This window comes from Rhodospirillales bacterium (genome assembly GCA_018666775.1).
Taxonomy (GTDB): Bacteria; Pseudomonadota; Alphaproteobacteria; order SMXQ01; family SMXQ01; genus JABIXC01.
The window spans coordinates 105,985-120,668 of record JABIXC010000004.1; the positions used below are offsets into that span (position 1 = coordinate 105,985).

14 protein-coding genes and 3 tRNA genes are annotated in these 14,684 nt (G+C 54.1%); 9 read left to right on the plus strand and 8 right to left on the minus strand.

Annotated features, from left to right (window positions below; translation table 11 throughout):
* Positions 1-8: 8 nt before the first annotated feature.
* Complete coding sequence (locus tag HOJ08_02075; GenBank protein ID MBT5672227.1) at positions 9-872, minus strand: tetratricopeptide repeat protein; 864 nt, start codon at positions 870-872, stop codon at positions 9-11.
* Positions 873-1,085: 213 nt separating this feature from the next.
* Positions 1,086-1,958 (minus strand): NAD(P)-dependent oxidoreductase, encoded by an 873-nt coding sequence (locus HOJ08_02080; protein MBT5672228.1) that lies wholly within the window; start codon positions 1,956-1,958, stop codon positions 1,086-1,088.
* A 204-nt stretch (positions 1,959-2,162) separates the two neighbouring features.
* On the opposite strand from HOJ08_02080, the gene HOJ08_02085 reads away from it, so the two are divergent.
* Positions 2,163-2,852 (plus strand): isochorismatase family protein, encoded by a 690-nt coding sequence (locus HOJ08_02085; protein ID MBT5672229.1) that lies wholly within the window; start codon positions 2,163-2,165, stop codon positions 2,850-2,852.
* Positions 2,853-2,859: 7 nt separating this feature from the next.
* Here the strand turns inward: HOJ08_02085 and HOJ08_02090 are convergent, their stop codons facing one another.
* Complete coding sequence (locus HOJ08_02090; protein MBT5672230.1) at positions 2,860-4,518, minus strand: hydantoinase B/oxoprolinase family protein; 1,659 nt, start codon at positions 4,516-4,518, stop codon at positions 2,860-2,862.
* On the minus strand, positions 4,515-6,650 hold the full coding sequence (locus HOJ08_02095) for a hydantoinase/oxoprolinase family protein (protein MBT5672231.1): 2,136 nt from the start codon (positions 6,648-6,650) through the stop codon (positions 4,515-4,517). Before HOJ08_02095 ends, HOJ08_02090 begins: the two co-directional genes overlap by 4 nt.
* A 142-nt stretch (positions 6,651-6,792) precedes the next feature.
* Between HOJ08_02095 and HOJ08_02100 the strand changes: the two genes are divergently transcribed.
* The 5 genes from HOJ08_02100 (at position 6,793) to HOJ08_02120 (ending at position 10,035) form a co-directional block, all read left to right on the plus strand.
* On the plus strand, positions 6,793-6,996 hold the full coding sequence (locus HOJ08_02100; protein MBT5672232.1) for a hypothetical protein: 204 nt from the start codon (positions 6,793-6,795) through the stop codon (positions 6,994-6,996).
* Positions 6,996-8,174 carry an alpha/beta fold hydrolase gene (locus HOJ08_02105; GenBank protein ID MBT5672233.1) on the plus strand — a complete coding sequence of 393 codons (1,179 nt, stop codon included), beginning with the start codon at positions 6,996-6,998 and terminating at the stop codon, positions 8,172-8,174. The genes HOJ08_02100 and HOJ08_02105 overlap by 1 nt, the downstream gene beginning before the upstream one ends.
* A 10-nt stretch (positions 8,175-8,184) precedes the next feature.
* Entirely contained in the window at positions 8,185-8,406 is a 222-nt protein-coding gene (locus HOJ08_02110; GenBank protein ID MBT5672234.1) for a SlyX family protein, read from the plus strand.
* Positions 8,407-8,419: 13 nt separating this feature from the next.
* Positions 8,420-8,704 carry a GIY-YIG nuclease family protein gene (locus HOJ08_02115; GenBank protein ID MBT5672235.1) on the plus strand — a complete coding sequence of 95 codons (285 nt, stop codon included), beginning with the start codon at positions 8,420-8,422 and terminating at the stop codon, positions 8,702-8,704.
* Between the two features lie 74 nt (positions 8,705-8,778).
* Positions 8,779-10,035: a hypothetical protein gene (locus tag HOJ08_02120; protein ID MBT5672236.1), complete on the plus strand. Its 1,257-nt coding sequence runs from the start codon at positions 8,779-8,781 to the stop codon at positions 10,033-10,035.
* A gap of 7 nt (positions 10,036-10,042) precedes the next feature.
* Here the strand turns inward: HOJ08_02120 and HOJ08_02125 are convergent.
* The 4 genes from HOJ08_02125 to rlmB form a co-directional block, all read right to left on the minus strand.
* Positions 10,043-10,118: transfer RNA gene (locus HOJ08_02125), tRNA-Thr, on the minus strand.
* A 75-nt stretch (positions 10,119-10,193) separates the two neighbouring features.
* Positions 10,194-10,946 (minus strand): DUF3750 domain-containing protein, encoded by a 753-nt coding sequence (locus HOJ08_02130; protein ID MBT5672237.1) that lies wholly within the window; start codon positions 10,944-10,946, stop codon positions 10,194-10,196.
* Between the two features lie 230 nt (positions 10,947-11,176).
* Entirely contained in the window at positions 11,177-12,976 is a 1,800-nt protein-coding gene (locus tag HOJ08_02135; protein ID MBT5672238.1) for a tetratricopeptide repeat protein, read from the minus strand.
* 12 nt (positions 12,977-12,988) lie between these two features.
* A complete protein-coding gene (gene rlmB, locus HOJ08_02140) occupies positions 12,989-13,876 on the minus strand; it encodes a 23S rRNA (guanosine(2251)-2'-O)-methyltransferase RlmB (protein ID MBT5672239.1) in 888 nt (295 codons plus the stop codon).
* A gap of 297 nt (positions 13,877-14,173) precedes the next feature.
* Here rlmB and HOJ08_02145 point away from each other — a divergent pair.
* The 3 genes from HOJ08_02145 to tuf all read left to right on the plus strand — a co-directional run.
* Positions 14,174-14,259 (plus strand) — tRNA-Tyr (locus tag HOJ08_02145).
* Positions 14,260-14,379: 120 nt separating this feature from the next.
* Positions 14,380-14,453: transfer RNA gene (locus tag HOJ08_02150), tRNA-Gly, on the plus strand.
* A 90-nt stretch (positions 14,454-14,543) separates the two neighbouring features.
* Positions 14,544-14,684 (plus strand): elongation factor Tu (gene tuf / locus HOJ08_02155; protein ID MBT5672240.1); only part of this gene is annotated, 141 nt, incomplete at its 3' end.

Genomic DNA, 14,684 nt, shown 5'->3' on the forward strand with positions numbered 1-14,684 from the left:
ACCAAACATTAATTCGTAAGATTTGGTTTTGCCCGTTTGACGGCGGTTGCCTGTGCGGCTGTTCCCGCATCTGAGCGCGATACGGTTGTTCGAATTCCCAGAACGGCCTTGCGCCGCTCAGCCGATGCCATGCCACGCACCATTTCATAATAGGCGATGTTGTTGGCAACAGAGCGTTCATCAAGATCAATCCGAAGCAGAATGCGTGCGTTGGTGTTGCGTCCCACAAGGCCGTAAATAAGCGCCAGGTTTTGTCGAATGCGCGGGGTAGACGCGCCTTGGCGAACCATCTTTGACAAGAGCGCGATGGCCCCATCATGATCGCCCGTCAGAGCAAGGGAAAGGGCGAGATTGCCTTTGAGCGATGCATTGCCCGGGGCAAGGCTAAGCCCTGCCCGATAGGCAGCTTTGGCCTCTGCAGGTTTGTTAATTTGGTCCAGTGCGACACCATGGCCGTTATGGGTGGCGGCTTGTGCATGGATGGTGATCGCTTCTTCAAAATACGGGATGGCCAGTGCCGGCTCTCCCATGGAGATCAAAATATTGGCAAAGCCCCGGATCGCACGGGTGTTGGTGGGTTCAATTCTGACCGCTTTGGCCATGATATTGCGGGCTTCATCATAGGCCCCGGCGGCGGCCAGGGTTTCAGCCAATTCAACCAAAATGGCGCCATTTTCGGGATCAGCCGCATGGGCGCGTTTGTAAACATTGATGGCGGAATAAGGGTCCCCGGCATCTCGCATGGCGCGGGCCACCCGCGACAGCGCACCGGCGGTTCCACCGGGCCGGGTCGTCATTTGTTCAATGGGATCATTTCCGGCATTCCGGATGGCGGGGTCTGTGGTGGCACAGCCTGTCATCAAGGATGCCATGCCTAGCAAAAGCAGCCTTTTTTGGTAAAGCCTATATATGTCTCTCATGAGCCTGATTACCCTAGTGAATTACAGGGAGAACCATAGGCCAGAGGGCCTTAGCGTTGTGTGAATAATAGATAAAATGGCATATATAAATTGAGAAACCCATTGCCGACGTAAAACGGGGGACCAATGGCCCCCCGCTTTGAAATCATCTTTATTATCAAGGCCCTAGTCTTTGGCAGAAATGGGTCGGCTTTTGATTTCCCGGCCAAGATAATGGGCCTTTTTCTTGTCATAGAGCAGTTCTGCTACATCGTCGGCATGGAACAGTTTGATCAACTGATCGACTTGTCCAAACATGGGCAAAAGGATCTTGCGCTTCTGGGCGAGATCAAGGGCAATATCCATGTCTTTTTCCTGCCAGGTAAACTTGGTCTCGTCCCAGCGTTCCAGCGTGCCATTGTTGCCCGGGCACTGCATCAGGGTATCGCGCATTTTCTGGCCATCGATGCCATAGGCCTTCGCCAGCAAAATAACTTCGTAATTGGCAATGGAATGGGCCCAATGCAGCATGTTGTTACAGGTCTTGCCAATTTCACCTGCGCCCAGTTCACCCAGATGCGGTGCGGCGCGGGAATAGCATTCCAGAACAGGCTGGGCTTTTTTATAATCTTTTTTGGCACCGCCAACGGTCGACATCAAGACGCCGTCGCGGGCACCATCAAGGCCGAAACAAACCGGCGCATCAATCACGCCAAGGCCACGTTTTTTGGCAATGGCCGCACATTCATGGATCATGTCGGGGTGGCTGGTAGCAGTGATGACAATAACCGCACCTTTTTTGCCAACCTTGGTGATGTCGGTCACGCATTGCTTCACCTGATGGTCATAGCCAACCATAACGATCACAACGTCGCATTTTTTGGCAAGCTCATTTAAGCTGCGGGTGGGGTTCACGCCGTGTTTTTTTGCCGCAGTCATGGCTGACTTGCGCAGATCAAACCCGAACACCTTGAATCGTCCGTCACTTTTGGTGGCAACATGGCGGGCCATTTCTCCGCCCATTTCGCCAAGACCGATAAAGCCAACATTCATTGTCATGAATTTTCTCCCTAATTGATAGAACGCGTGGCCAGCAGCCTTTTGCGTCTTTGAAACCATACTGTGAATTGAATGGCTATTTCGTAGCATGGGTTTTTATAGGTTCGCCAGTTTAAAAGCCCCCGTTGACTTGGCAGATGCCTACGGGGTCTAATTGTTCAATACAAATCTGTAGAAAATTGAAAAACCCCCCGGGAGAATTTGATGGCGCGTGCATTTGAAGATCATTGTTGGCAAGACGTAATTGGTGACGACCTGCGTGAAATTTATGCGTCCTATGAGCGCGATATTTTCGTTGGCGAAAAACCGGCCGTGTTGGCCATTGATCTTTATAACAATGCGTATCGGGGCGGCAATGTGCCAGTGCTTGAAGCCAACCGCGAAAATGCAGGATCATGCGGCGAAAATGCCTGGGCAGCGATTGAACCGACCAAATTGGTGCTGGCCGCAGCCCGTGCAGCCGGGGTGCCGGTGATTTACACCACCCGATACGTTGATACCAATGGGGTCAATTCCACCAACCGTTCCACAAAAAAGAAATTGGTCGCAGATTCCTATGACATCATTGATGAACTGGGGCCTGAAGAAGGTGAACTGGTCATCCACAAAGAACGGGCATCGGCTTTTTATGGCACGCCTTTGGTGGCGCATCTGAACCGCATGGGCATCCGGTCTTTGATTGCATTGGGCGAATCCACATCGGGCTGCGTGCGTGCCAGTGTGGTGGATGGCTATTCAAACGGCTTTCACGTCAGCGTCGTCGAAGAATGCACCTTTGATCGGTCCATGCTGTCCCACAAGGTGAACCTGTTTGATCTGCACCACAAATATGCCGACATCATGCATGTCGAAGAGGTGGTGGATCATCTTGAAGCCATGAAAAAGAACACTTAAAACCGGTTTAGCCTTTAAAGCCGTATATCTTTTTTGCCATATCCTGGGTGATGGTGCCTTCATCAAGGTCGCGCTGGATGGCGTCTCGGTCCCTGTCTTTTGGATCACCACAGCCGCCCCCGCCCGCAGATTCAAGATAGAATCGATCCCCTGCCTTTAAGGCAAACATGCCCGATGCCGGGGTTTCGGTTTCATCTGGCGTGCCTGCATGGATTACAAAGCGGCTGGGTTTCCCTGAATTTCCGCCCCGGATGCCTTCGGGGGGGCATTTGGCCCGGTCATAGCGGCGGATCACGGTGCCATCGGCCAGTAATTCATAGGCGCGGCGAAAGGACAATCCGCCCCGGGCATTGCCCGCACCACCGGAATCGGGGATCAGGGTAAATTCCGTCACCCGGCAGGGAAATTCCGATTCCAGAATTTCGATGGGGGTCACATGAAGATTGGAAAGATGGGTCGCAGTGCAACTGGCCCCATCATGATCGGCACCACCGCCATAGGCAGACCCCAGAATTTCATATTGCAGGCTGGCCTGACCGGGACGGGCTTGTTTTCCCCAATTGATGCCAAGGGCCCCCGATGACCCGGACCCGGCAATGGCGCGTTCTGGCCTGAATTGGCTGAGGGCATCGAGAATAATATCCACCAGTTTCAGGTTTGCCATTTGATAGCTGGAAACCGGTGCCGGTGCGGTGGCACAGGTGATAGTGCCGGGTTTATACGTGAAATCCACCTGATCCCGACAGCCATCATTGAAATGAAGATCAGGCCCTAGACAGCCGATTAGGGAATAAAAACAACAGGCTTCAACCATGGACGGGCGCAGATTAATCGGGCCTTTGGCCTGAACATCGGAATCCGAAAAATCGAAATGAACCCGGTTCCCTTTGACGGTTACCGTCACTGCCATGCGGATCATGCGGTCCAGTTCCACCCCGTCAGTATCCATGAATCCTTCGGCACTGGCCTCACCATCGGGCAGGGCATCAATGGCACCTGCCAGTTCATCGGCGCTGCTTTTTAAAATTGCAGAAAAAGCTTCTGTTAAGATGTTGGCCCCAAAGCGGGTGGCAAGGGAGCCCATCCGTTCAACCCCCATTTTAGTGGCGGCAATCTGGGCACCGATATCACCGGCCACCAATTCGCCCTGGCGTGTGTTGGCCAAAATCAGGCGATGAATGTCCGGGTTTTCGCCCTTTTCGGTTTCAATTCTGATCGGCGGCAACAACAGGCCTTCATGGTAAAGTTCCGTCGCCGTGGCAGAGGTGGAGCCCGGCATGGTGCCTCCGATGTCTGCTTTGTGGGCGATGGAGCCTGAGAACCCGATCAATTGATCTTGAGAAAAAATAGGGGCCACAAACCCCATATCCGACACATGGGGCAGGCCCGCATCGTAAGGGTGGTTTGAAACAAACACATCACCCGGTGCCAGATCATCCGCGTAGAGTTCAAGAACCCGGGCGCAGAAGTGGCGATAAACCGTGCCGTGGAAAAACATTGGCGGCGGCGTGATCAGCCGCCCTTCGGCATCCAGAATGACACAGGAAAAATCACGGCTTTCACGGATGATAGTGGAATAGCCCGAACGGTAAAAATGATAATGCATTTCATCCGTCAGCCCCGCCACCTTGTTGCGGATCACTTCTGTTGTGATGGGATCAATCATGCGCTTGCCCCCTTTGATGGGTCATCATAGTCAAGAACCAGATTGCTGTGCTCATCAAGGCGGGCGCCCCAGTGTTCAGGGATCACGGTGGTGGCATCCATTTGTTCGACGATGGCAGGCCCGATCAAACGGGCCCCCGGGGGCAAAAGGTCGCGTTCATAAACCGGCACTTTGGTTTCTGTTTTTGCATCAAACCAGATCATGCGGTGGTCTTTCAGGGCAGGGCTGGAATCAGTTTTGTCCGTGGGCACGGTGATGACCGGGGCAACGTATTTGGGGACAGACACGCGGACGCGTAGGCGATAGCTGACAACTTCAACGCCTTTTTCCGGGACGGCGTGGCCGTGAATTTGTTCGTGGCGGGCATCAAAGCGGGTGCGCAGTTCACCCAAAACATCGTTGCTTAATGCCCCAAGCCCATCGAGAGAGACGCGCAATTCATAGCCCTGCCCGGTGTAGCGAAGGTCCAGTTCGCGCGCAAATTCGGCCGCTTCATCGCCCAACCCTTCGGCGATTAGTTCTGCGCGGGCGCGTCGTTCCAGTTCTGCAAACAAGGCTTCGCCGTGATTGGGATCAAGGGTATCCAGCGGGCGCAGTTCAGACCGGACATAATCATGGACAACATCAGAACACAAAAGCCCAAGGGCGGAAAATGCACCGGGACGCGATGGCACAAGAATGCGGGTAATGCCAAGCTCCAGCGCAACAGCGGCGGCGTGAACCGCACCGGCACCGCCAAAGGGCAGCAGGGTAAATTCCCGGGGCTCCAGCCCGCGTTTGGCGGCAAAAACGCGCACTTCATCGGCCATGCGTTCATCAACGATGCGTCGAATGCCAACGGCGGCTTCACGCATGGAAAGTTTGATGGGGTCCCCCACATGGGTCTCAAGCGCGGTTTCTGCGGCCTTGATATCCAGACCCTGAGAGCCACCTAAAAAATAACCGGGGTTTAAAAAACCACAGACAATATCGGCGTCGGTGACGGTTGGGCGAAGCCCGCCGCGTCCATAACAGGCCGGTCCCGGATCAGCCCCGGCACTTTCGGGGCCAACGGTCAAAAACCCGCCACCATCGGCCCGGGCAATGGAGCCGCCACCTGCTGATATGGTGGTCATGTCCAGTGCGGGTACATCGACTTGGCGTCGGGCAACCACGCCTTCGGTGACTTCCAGCGGGGTGCCGCCTTCGATGAAGGCGATGTCGGCGCTGGTGCCACCCATGTCGAGCGTGATGAATCCTTGCTGGCTTTTATCGCCGGCACTTTCCATCCATGCGGCGGCCTGGGCACCGGCGGCGGGACCAGACAGCAAAGTGTGAACGGTGTTTTCGCCCCGGGTGGCAGCGGCAAAGGGCATGACCCCGCCATTGGATTGCATCAGAAATTTTTGCTGGGTGGTGATGCCCAGATCATCCAGACCATCGGATAGTTCCGCGATATAGCGGGTCAGCACCGGTGCCAGATAGGCATTGACCAGCGTGGTCGACAGCCGTGGCCATTCGCGAATGCGCGGCAAAACTTCGGATGAAATGGAAACATGAATGTCGGGGGCAACCGATTTGATGATGGCCCGGGTGCGTTGTTCATGATCGGGATTCATATAAGAAAAAAGATAGGCAATGGCGATGGATTCCACGCCTGCGCTCGCTAATGAAAGGGCTGCGTCTTTAACCGCAGCTTCATCCAATGGGGCCAGTTCATTGCCTTCATAATCGATGCGCCCGGGGATTTGCCGGGTCCGGCTTTGGGGCGCGATGGGGGATGGTTTGTCATAGAAATAATCAAAGGGATTGCCGTCGCGCGATTGGTTCTGGATTTCCTGAATGGCATTAAAGCCTGCATTCACCATCAGCCCAACACGCGCGCCGCGCATTTCCAGCAGGGCATTGGTGGTGATGGTTGTGCCATGGGCGAAAAAGCCAATTTCGCCCGGGTCAATGCCTGCATCCAAAAACCGCCTGACGCCACCCAAAACCCCAAGGGCTGGATTGGCGGGCGTGGAAGATACTTTTTCGACCTTGATGTCACCGGCCTGCTGATCGAACAGGACCAAATCCGTGTGGGTCCCACCCACATCAACGCCCAAACGATACCGGCCCCCGGCGTGTGTCACGATATGGCGATTTGATGCCATGGGTACTCCCTTAGACTTTTATATTTGGGATGTTTTTAACCGATGACAGGTTTATAGCAAGTTCTGGCTGAACCGCTTGCTCATTCAGAGGCTCAGGGGCTAAATTGGCGAAATACTAATTTAGGCTAATCAGGAGCATAAAATGGCAGGCATTAAGGTCAAAATCGATTGGGAAGTACGCGATTATCACATCAATTTCCTGAAAGACATGGCGGCAAAATACAACATCCCCGATGAAGCCAAGGCCATGCGGGTGTTGCTGGATTACGCATTACAAGACAGTGATCTGGATGAAGTGTTCGAGAAAAAGAACATGCGCTGCATTTCTTGCGGCGGGGTGGTCTAGTGTCTGTTTCTCCTGATGCGTTTCTAGAAGGCCTGAAAGGCAATGATATTCTGGTTCCCCTGACCTGGGACCAGTGGATGGCCGTGGAGCCGCCCCATGAAGGGGTTGGGTTCGATATCAAAGAGGTCACCACCCGATATGCGCGTAACGGGTATGATTGGGATATTCATGGCCGGTTGTACACGCCAGAAAAAGAAACCAATGGGGAAATCGCCTTTGTGTTTTTCCATGGCGGCGCGGATTCGGAAATGGTGTTCGATGAAACCCCCGATGGGCGCCCCGGTCAGGCCCGCGCATTGGCGGCCCAGGGGTTCAAGGTTCTGACCATTACCTATCCCGGCCATTATGCGCCGGGCAATCATTGGGCCGAACCCATTGCCACCCGCCAGCCGATTTATCTTTTGGATCAGGCCTTGGGTCTGGATGAAAATCTCGACCGCAATGAAAAATGCACCTTCAATGTGATCTTGCAGGGTGCCGGGCAATTGGTGGATGAAAATCTTGCCGGCCGGCGCTTGCTGGTCTGGGGCCATTCAACGGGCGGGCCCATGGCTGTGGCCTTGATGGAACATACCAACAATACAGTGTTTGGCCTGCTGGGGTTTGGCTCTGGCGGAAACGATGGCTGGCGTCGCGATTGGCGTGAAGAAACGGGCGCTGAAAAAGACGTCATTCATCCTTATGGCCATATGTCGCGTCGATCACCTGATACGTATCGTGCATCGGGATATGAAGACCCCGAAGATTTGTGTCCTTGGGGCGGGCCAGAAGAATTATTTCAATGGGCAGAAAACGCACACCGCTCACAAATGAAAACCGGGCTTTGCGATAACCAGCATCGGGGCCAGATGGCTTCGATTGAACTCTGGCCACCAAAGACCGGATTGCCCAGGGATGAATATTTCTCTCATTTGGAAAATCCTGATCCCGATTGGCTGAAATCCATCTCGGTGTTGTTTCTGGTTGGCGACAATGACAAGGGCCATTGGGTTGCGGGCAAAGACATTGCTGATAAACGCGATATGTGGATGTCCAAACGTTACCGGGAATCCGGGGTGCATCGTTCCCATGTGGCATTGATCCCGCGCTATGGCCATTTCGGGTTTATGGAACTGCACAATGAAAAATTTGTTTATCTGTGGCTATGGGCGTTGAAGCAGGGCTATTTCGAAGGCTAGGAGAAACACCATGACCAAAGACAGTGAAATGGAAAGCCGTCTGATTGATCTGGAACAGCGTTTGGCCCATTTCGAACAGATGGCAGAAGATCTCTCTACCATGGTCATCGAACAGGGCAAGACCATCACCAATTTGCAAACGCAATTGGCCGGGGTAAACATGAGTTTACAAGATGCCCTGTCTGAACTGGGTGAGACCGAGACAGAAGAAAAACCACCGCCGCATTACTAACTTTTGGGCCTTGATGACAAAAGAACCATCCCCTTACTATCTTTATGTGGTGATGAACGGTGCCGGGCTTCTTTACACCGGCATCGCCTTGGATGTTGACGCGCGTCTGGAACACCATAACGGGGGCACAGGCGCTAAATTTACCCGGGGCCGTGGGCCGTGGGCCGTGGTGCATGAAGAAGGCCCGATGGATCATGGTGATGCCTTGCGCCGGGAAATGGCAGTCAAACGGGATCGGTCCTTAAAGGCATCCCTGAAGGCAAAATTTGCACGAAATGGCAAAAACGAAGCGGGCTGAGTGTTGCCCTGACAGGTGCTTTCGGCCATGATGGCGGTTAATAAATCAGACACATTAAACAGGGGAATTGCATCATGACCGATCGAGCTAGACAGATCATCAGAACCACTTTGACAGCAGGCGTTCTGGCAGGGCTGGGGCTGGGGCTGATGGCACCGTCTTCAGCGCGTGCGGCCGGGGATGATTATTTCGCAGGCAAGCAAATCCGCTACATCATCGCCACCACATCAGGGGGTGGGTATGATTATTACGCCCGCCTTGTTACCCGGCATATGCGGGGTTACCTGAAGAATATGAAGTTTGTTGTGATCAATCGCCCAGGGGCGGGCCATGTGATCGGGGCCAACCTGATCTATATGGCAAAACCCGATGGCCTGACCATTGGCACGTTTAATACCGGGTTGATTTACGCCCAGTTGATCAAGCGCAAGGGCATCCGGTTTGATCTGACCAAAATGTCATGGATCGGCAAGGCAGCGGCGGACCCCCGCATGGTGGCAACAGGTGCGACCCTTCGGTTTAAATCCATTATGGATTTCAAAGGCGGGGATAAAACCCATAAATTTGGCGCAGCCGGCATTGGCTCTGCGGCCTATAACGAAGCCATCATGTTGTCGAAGGCTTTTGATCTGAACATCCAGCTTATTCCCGGTTACGGCGGCACCCATTCCCAGCTTGGCATTATGCGCGGCGAAATTGTCGGCATGATGGGCGGGCGGTCTTCGGTGCGCAATTTTGTTGATGCCGGAAAGGGCCGCTATGTGCTTCAGGTAGGCGGCACACCGGTTGCGGGCGTACCGCAAGCAAAAGACGTTGCGACGGACGCCGATGGCAAGGCCATTGTTGCGCTGATCTCATCTCAGGCAGAACTGGCACGCTTTACCGCTGGCCCTCCGGGCATGAATGCAGCGGCGCTTGGCGTATTGCGTGCGGCCTATAAAAAGGCATTGCTTGATCCCAAACTTCGGGCAGAAGCAAAGGCTGCCAAACGACCCATCAAACCGGGCTTTGGTGACGATATTGCCAAACGGGTTCGGGGCGCGTTCAAGCAAACGCCGGCGACTATTGCACTTTTGAAAAAGGTTTTGGCAAAGAAAGCGCCAACCAACATGGCGTCTAGGACCAAGTTGTTGACCAAAACCCCCGATGGGCGCTGGATCACGTTCAAGCACGGATCAAAAACCATCAAGTCGAAGATTTCCGGATCACGGACCAAGATCACCGTTGGTGGCAAGAAGGCCAAACGTAAGTCACTGAAGGTCGGCATGGTCTGCGACATTGCCTACAAACGCGGCAAACGCAAAGAGCCCAAAACTATTAAGTGTAGGTAGGGGAAAATGGTGCCGGCGCACGGAATCGAACCGCGGACCTGATGCTTACAAGGCAACTGCTCTACCAACTGAGCTACGCCGGCACATCGTATTTTTCGGAACATAACCATCTGTTCGGGTGTTCACAAGAGCGTGGAGAAAACTTTTGTGGCTAAAGCCTATGGCCCTAGTTTCCCGATGCCGGGAAGCCGGAGCGCCAGCTCTCCGGGATCGACGCCAAAGGAAAGCCCCAACACATTAATTTCCAGTCCTTCTACCGGTGAGACAATCACGCCAGCCAGTCCAAAGATCGATACCTGCAGGCCGGTGCCGCTGGGTGGGGTGTTGATGAAGGTGGAATCGCCAAGGTAATCTTTGCCGATGGCCGTTGGCGGCAGGTCAAGGCGAAGGGCAGGGACCTGTCTTGCAACATGGGCGGTGAAGGTGTTGCTGTTTGGCCCGGGCCAGACGTGATAGCGATCTTTATAGGGATATGCATTTGCGGCCCGGATAATCTTGGGGATGGCACGTTCGGCATCGGGGCCGCGTAAATCAGCCAAAATTTCAGGGGCTGAACCATACCAGCGCCGATCCGGGATATCTTGATAAATGGCCAGTGCCGGGTCCCCATGTCGCAGGCGCCAGCCGATCACTTCGTAGATTGTGAAGGCCGATGCGTTCTCTGGCTTAACCGCGATCCAGGTATGAATGCCAAATGCACCGCGCCATTTAAAAGCCCGCGCGCCGTAGACCTGCACCACGGCTTCTTTGGTGGTGGCGGGGTCGGGGGCAATGCCCATCGGGGCATCGCTGGCACTGGACCAGTCGCCTTTAAGGCTGGCGGCACCGCTGGCAAGCACCCCAAGAGGGCCTAAGAGCAAAAGGATAATCAGGCCCAAAACCGAGCCTGAAAGGATGAAGAAGCGTTTCATAGGGGGATGAAAGCGAAAAAAAAGCGCCCCGTCCAGTGACATAGGCGAAACTTGCGAAGAAAGAGAATTTGCACCATCGCGTTTGGATGACATTGCAGCGCCTGAAGGTTGCCAAAGGCGATGGTGCAGAACGTGTGCCCGAGAGAATGCCATTGGCAGCGGGATCAGTCAATAAAAACGTTTTAAATCAACCAGTTGTTGATATTTTGGTTCGATTGCATCCACTGTTTTTATTGTTTCAGGGCATCCCTTAAGGCATGCCCAAGTGCTGTTATGGCCCCGTCCCATTTTTGTCCATCCATTGCGGGGTCTTCCCGATACAGGGCCATGTTTGGGAACCAGGGAGAGAATTCCCCGTCTGCCAGCCAGCGAAATTCAGCAGGGGCGGGCACCAAAACATGGCATTGAAGGGCGGCCCCGCTGGCTATGGCGGCGGCGGCTAAATGTAGGTTGGTGTTGGAAACACAGGCGTAGCGATCAATCTGTTCCATCAATGCCAGCATGGATTCCAGATCGTCATTCAGGTCGGTGAAATCTGCTATTTCGCGGCCCAGTTCTTCGGCAAGGCCCTCAACCTCACCCTCAATCGGGTTGCGCTGCAAGGCAATCACGGTTCCGGGCAAGTCTTTTACAGCCAAAGCCAGCGCCGTTTTAGGGGCAACTTTGTACAGGGTGGTCGGCCCTTTGGTCCCAGCCCGCCAGGTCAGGGCTGTGTATGGCCCGGGGCCAGCATTTTTGAGGCGTTGGCGGATTAATGCAGCGTTTTCTTCAAGGGCCGCAATGGCAACGGGTGGCGGAGTAATATCGCCCCATCCCGCAAACCAGCCAAGATCTCCGATCAAGATATGTTCGCCGTCTTTGGGCGGCGGTGTGGTCTTTGATTGGGCATTATCAATAAACCCCATGCGCTGCACCATGGGCACAAGGCGTTCATCAATGCAGGCCGTGATACGCGCGCCATTTTCTTTCAGGCGTGCGGCAAAACGCAGAAAAAATAATTCTTCGCCCAACCCCTGTTCGCCCATCAACACAAAGTGTCGCCCCGATAGGTCGGCTGCCTGGTCAACAGGGTTATCCGGTGGGGGCCATTTTTTGCGATTGACCATGGGCCGGGCACGATAATCAGACCAGCCGGCCTTAAAATCTCCTGAAAGCAGGTTGACCAAAGCGCGTTCCCAAAGGGCGATGATGTTCCCCGGTGCCAGCTTCATGGCCTGCTCACAGGCCTCTAGTGCGCGGGCCTTATGGCCAAGGGTCATCAGTGGCTTTGACAGCCCCCGCCAGGTTTCCCCGTGTTCCGGGTTCAGCTCAAGGGCGGCTTCGAATTTTTCAATTGCCGCTTCATAGCGTCCCGCATCGTTCAGCGACACACCAAGATTACTGATGGCTTCAAAATAGGTTGGCGCCTTGGCGATGGCTTTTTCCAGCAAAGCGATGGATTCTTCAAGATGTTCCATGTCGCGGTGGACGGCGCCAATTGAATTGAGCAACACTGGATAATCAGGGGCAATTTTCAGGCCTTGTTCCAGCGCTTCAATGGCCTCAGTTTTTTTGTCAGATGCGGACAGGATCAGGCCAAGATTGTTCCAGTATTCGCCATGATCGGGCCGGATTTTGATGGCTTGGCGGAGGGTGTATTCGGCCTTGCGTTGATCCCTAAGCCCAGCGTAGAGAACGCCCAAGCTGTTCATGGCCGCATCATTTTTGGGATCAAGCTTGATCACACGTTTCAGGGTGTTGACGGCCTTGCTGTTTTCACCGGCGGCGTTTTGGGCCTTGGCAAGGTTGGATAGAAACAAGATATTTTTGGGGGCCGTTTTCAGGGCCTTGGCAATCAGCTGCGTAGCTTCCACAGGGTCCCGGGTCAGGGTGACCAGACCTAAAAGATGCAGCGCATCGGCATTGGTTGGGGCAAGATCAAGGGTTTGGCGATACAGCGCTTCGGCTTCACCAAGACGCCCCGCTTGGTGGTGCGAAACGGCCATCGCAAGAAGGCTGTCAGTATTGGCATTGGACGTGGTGGGGCGCATTTGGGTTCCAGATCAGGATCGTTTACGGGCAGCCTCATAAAGTGCGATGGCAGCGGCTGCAGAAACATTAAGGCTTTCCATGGCGCTGCTGATGGGAAGGCTGGCCAGAACATCGCATGATTGGGCCACAAGACGACGCAATCCCCGTCCTTCAGAGCCCATGACCAGAACCACCCGGCCGCTGAGATCCACAGAACCAATAGCAGTTTTGGCCCCGCCATCAAGACCGATGCACCAGAATTCTTCTTTTTTCAGCAATTCCAGCGCGCGTTTGATGTTGGTGACCCGTGCCATCAGGACGGTTTCCAGCGCACCCGATGCGGCCTTGGCCAGGGTTGGGCTGACCCCGGCACTGTTGCGCTCGGGCAGAATGACGGCTTCCGCCCCAAAGGCTGCGGCTGAACGCATGATGGCGCCAACATTGCGGGGATCGGTTACCTGATCGAGAACCACGATGGTCGCTTGAGGATTATTTTTGACCCGGGCAATGACATCTTCGATGGCGATAGCGGGCAGGGGGTCTGCCAAAAGCGCGATGCCTTGATGGACAGCCCCTGGGGGAAGCAGGGCCGCTATTTCCTGAACGCCGACGATTTCAGGCTTCAGGGAGGGGCTGAAAGACACTTCGAGGGTCGATTCTGCCTCCCGGGTCAGCATGAGCCGTTGAATGTTGCGGCGCGGATTACCAAGCGCTGCGGTGACGGCATGACGCCCATAAATCCAGAAATCTTCCCCCGCCGAAGGGCTTCGCCGGTGAGCTTGGGCATTAGATTGCTTGAGCCGCTGCGGATTTTTGGTTGAAATGGGCCCTTTATGGCCCTTTTCGCGTTGCTGGCGGGGCTCTGGCTGGTGCTCTTTTCGGGGCTTTGGTTTATGGGCTGATTTGCGTGTTGGTCGCATTTTAGTTCCTGTTTATATCCAGTATTTTTTCTGCATCTGCTCTATTCCCGTCCAATCACAAGGTAATCGTGTCTGCCGGGGTTGCTTCTTTATACAATTGGCCATATATTCCGCCGTAATATCAACCGTTAACCGGCTCTTGTGCATTCTTTTAAAGAAGAGTGTGGATGGGCCGGTTGTGATTCGTTTTAGCAATTGACATTAGGCCAAAAATTTCCATAGTGCGTCCTCCGTTTATCTGGCTGGTTTTTTAGTCCTTGATTTGTTGAATGCCAAGGGCTTTGAGGTTGCCAAATTGGAGGGGTGGCCGAGTGGTTAAAGGCAGCAGACTGTAAATCTGCCGATGTATGTCTACGTAGGTTCGAATCCTACCCCCTCCACCAAACCTCTTCTTGAGGCTGGTCAAAGGGTAGGGGGAAGCGTTAAGGGCCGGGAATACAAGGTGGCATGGTTCAGTTTGTTGGTTTTTTAGATTGGGCAAAGAATGGTGGTTTAAGAATTTGGCGGGTGTAGCTCAATGGTAGAGCCCCAGCCTTCCAAGCTGGTCACGTGGGTTCGATTCCCATCACCCGCTCCAAGCCTGGAAATGAATTTGAATGGTTCGAGTAAAGCGTAAAGAAATTTTGAATTTAAGTTTGCAACTTAGAACGGCAAGGAAATAGACGTAATGGCGAAGGAAAAATTCGAGCGGTCAAAACCGCACTGTAACATCGGCACCATTGGTCACGTTGATCATGGCAAGACAACACTGACGGCCGCGATTACGAAGGTTCTGGCCGAGAGTGGCGGCGCTGAATTTACGGATTAC

Coding starts and splice junctions, on each gene's coding strand:
- HOJ08_02090 (MBT5672230.1), bottom strand. CDS start 4,518: ATGATTGATCCCATCACAACAGAAGTGATCCGCAACAAGGTGGCGGGG.
- HOJ08_02135 (MBT5672238.1), bottom strand. CDS start 12,976: ATGCGCCCCACCACGTCCAATGCCAATACTGACAGCCTTCTTGCGATG.
- HOJ08_02095 (MBT5672231.1), bottom strand. CDS start 6,650: ATGGCATCAAATCGCCATATCGTGACACACGCCGGGGGCCGGTATCGT.
- HOJ08_02080 (MBT5672228.1), bottom strand. CDS start 1,958: ATGACAATGAATGTTGGCTTTATCGGTCTTGGCGAAATGGGCGGAGAA.
- HOJ08_02085 (MBT5672229.1), top strand. CDS start 2,163: ATGGCGCGTGCATTTGAAGATCATTGTTGGCAAGACGTAATTGGTGAC.
- HOJ08_02075 (MBT5672227.1), bottom strand. CDS start 872: ATGGCATCCTTGATGACAGGCTGTGCCACCACAGACCCCGCCATCCGG.
- HOJ08_02130 (MBT5672237.1), bottom strand. CDS start 10,946: ATGAAACGCTTCTTCATCCTTTCAGGCTCGGTTTTGGGCCTGATTATC.
- HOJ08_02110 (MBT5672234.1), top strand. CDS start 8,185: ATGACCAAAGACAGTGAAATGGAAAGCCGTCTGATTGATCTGGAACAG.
- HOJ08_02115 (MBT5672235.1), top strand. CDS start 8,420: ATGACAAAAGAACCATCCCCTTACTATCTTTATGTGGTGATGAACGGT.
- HOJ08_02120 (MBT5672236.1), top strand. CDS start 8,779: ATGACCGATCGAGCTAGACAGATCATCAGAACCACTTTGACAGCAGGC.
- HOJ08_02100 (MBT5672232.1), top strand. CDS start 6,793: ATGGCAGGCATTAAGGTCAAAATCGATTGGGAAGTACGCGATTATCAC.
- rlmB (MBT5672239.1), bottom strand. CDS start 13,876: ATGCGACCAACACGCAAATCAGCCCATAAACCAAAGCCCCGAAAAGAG.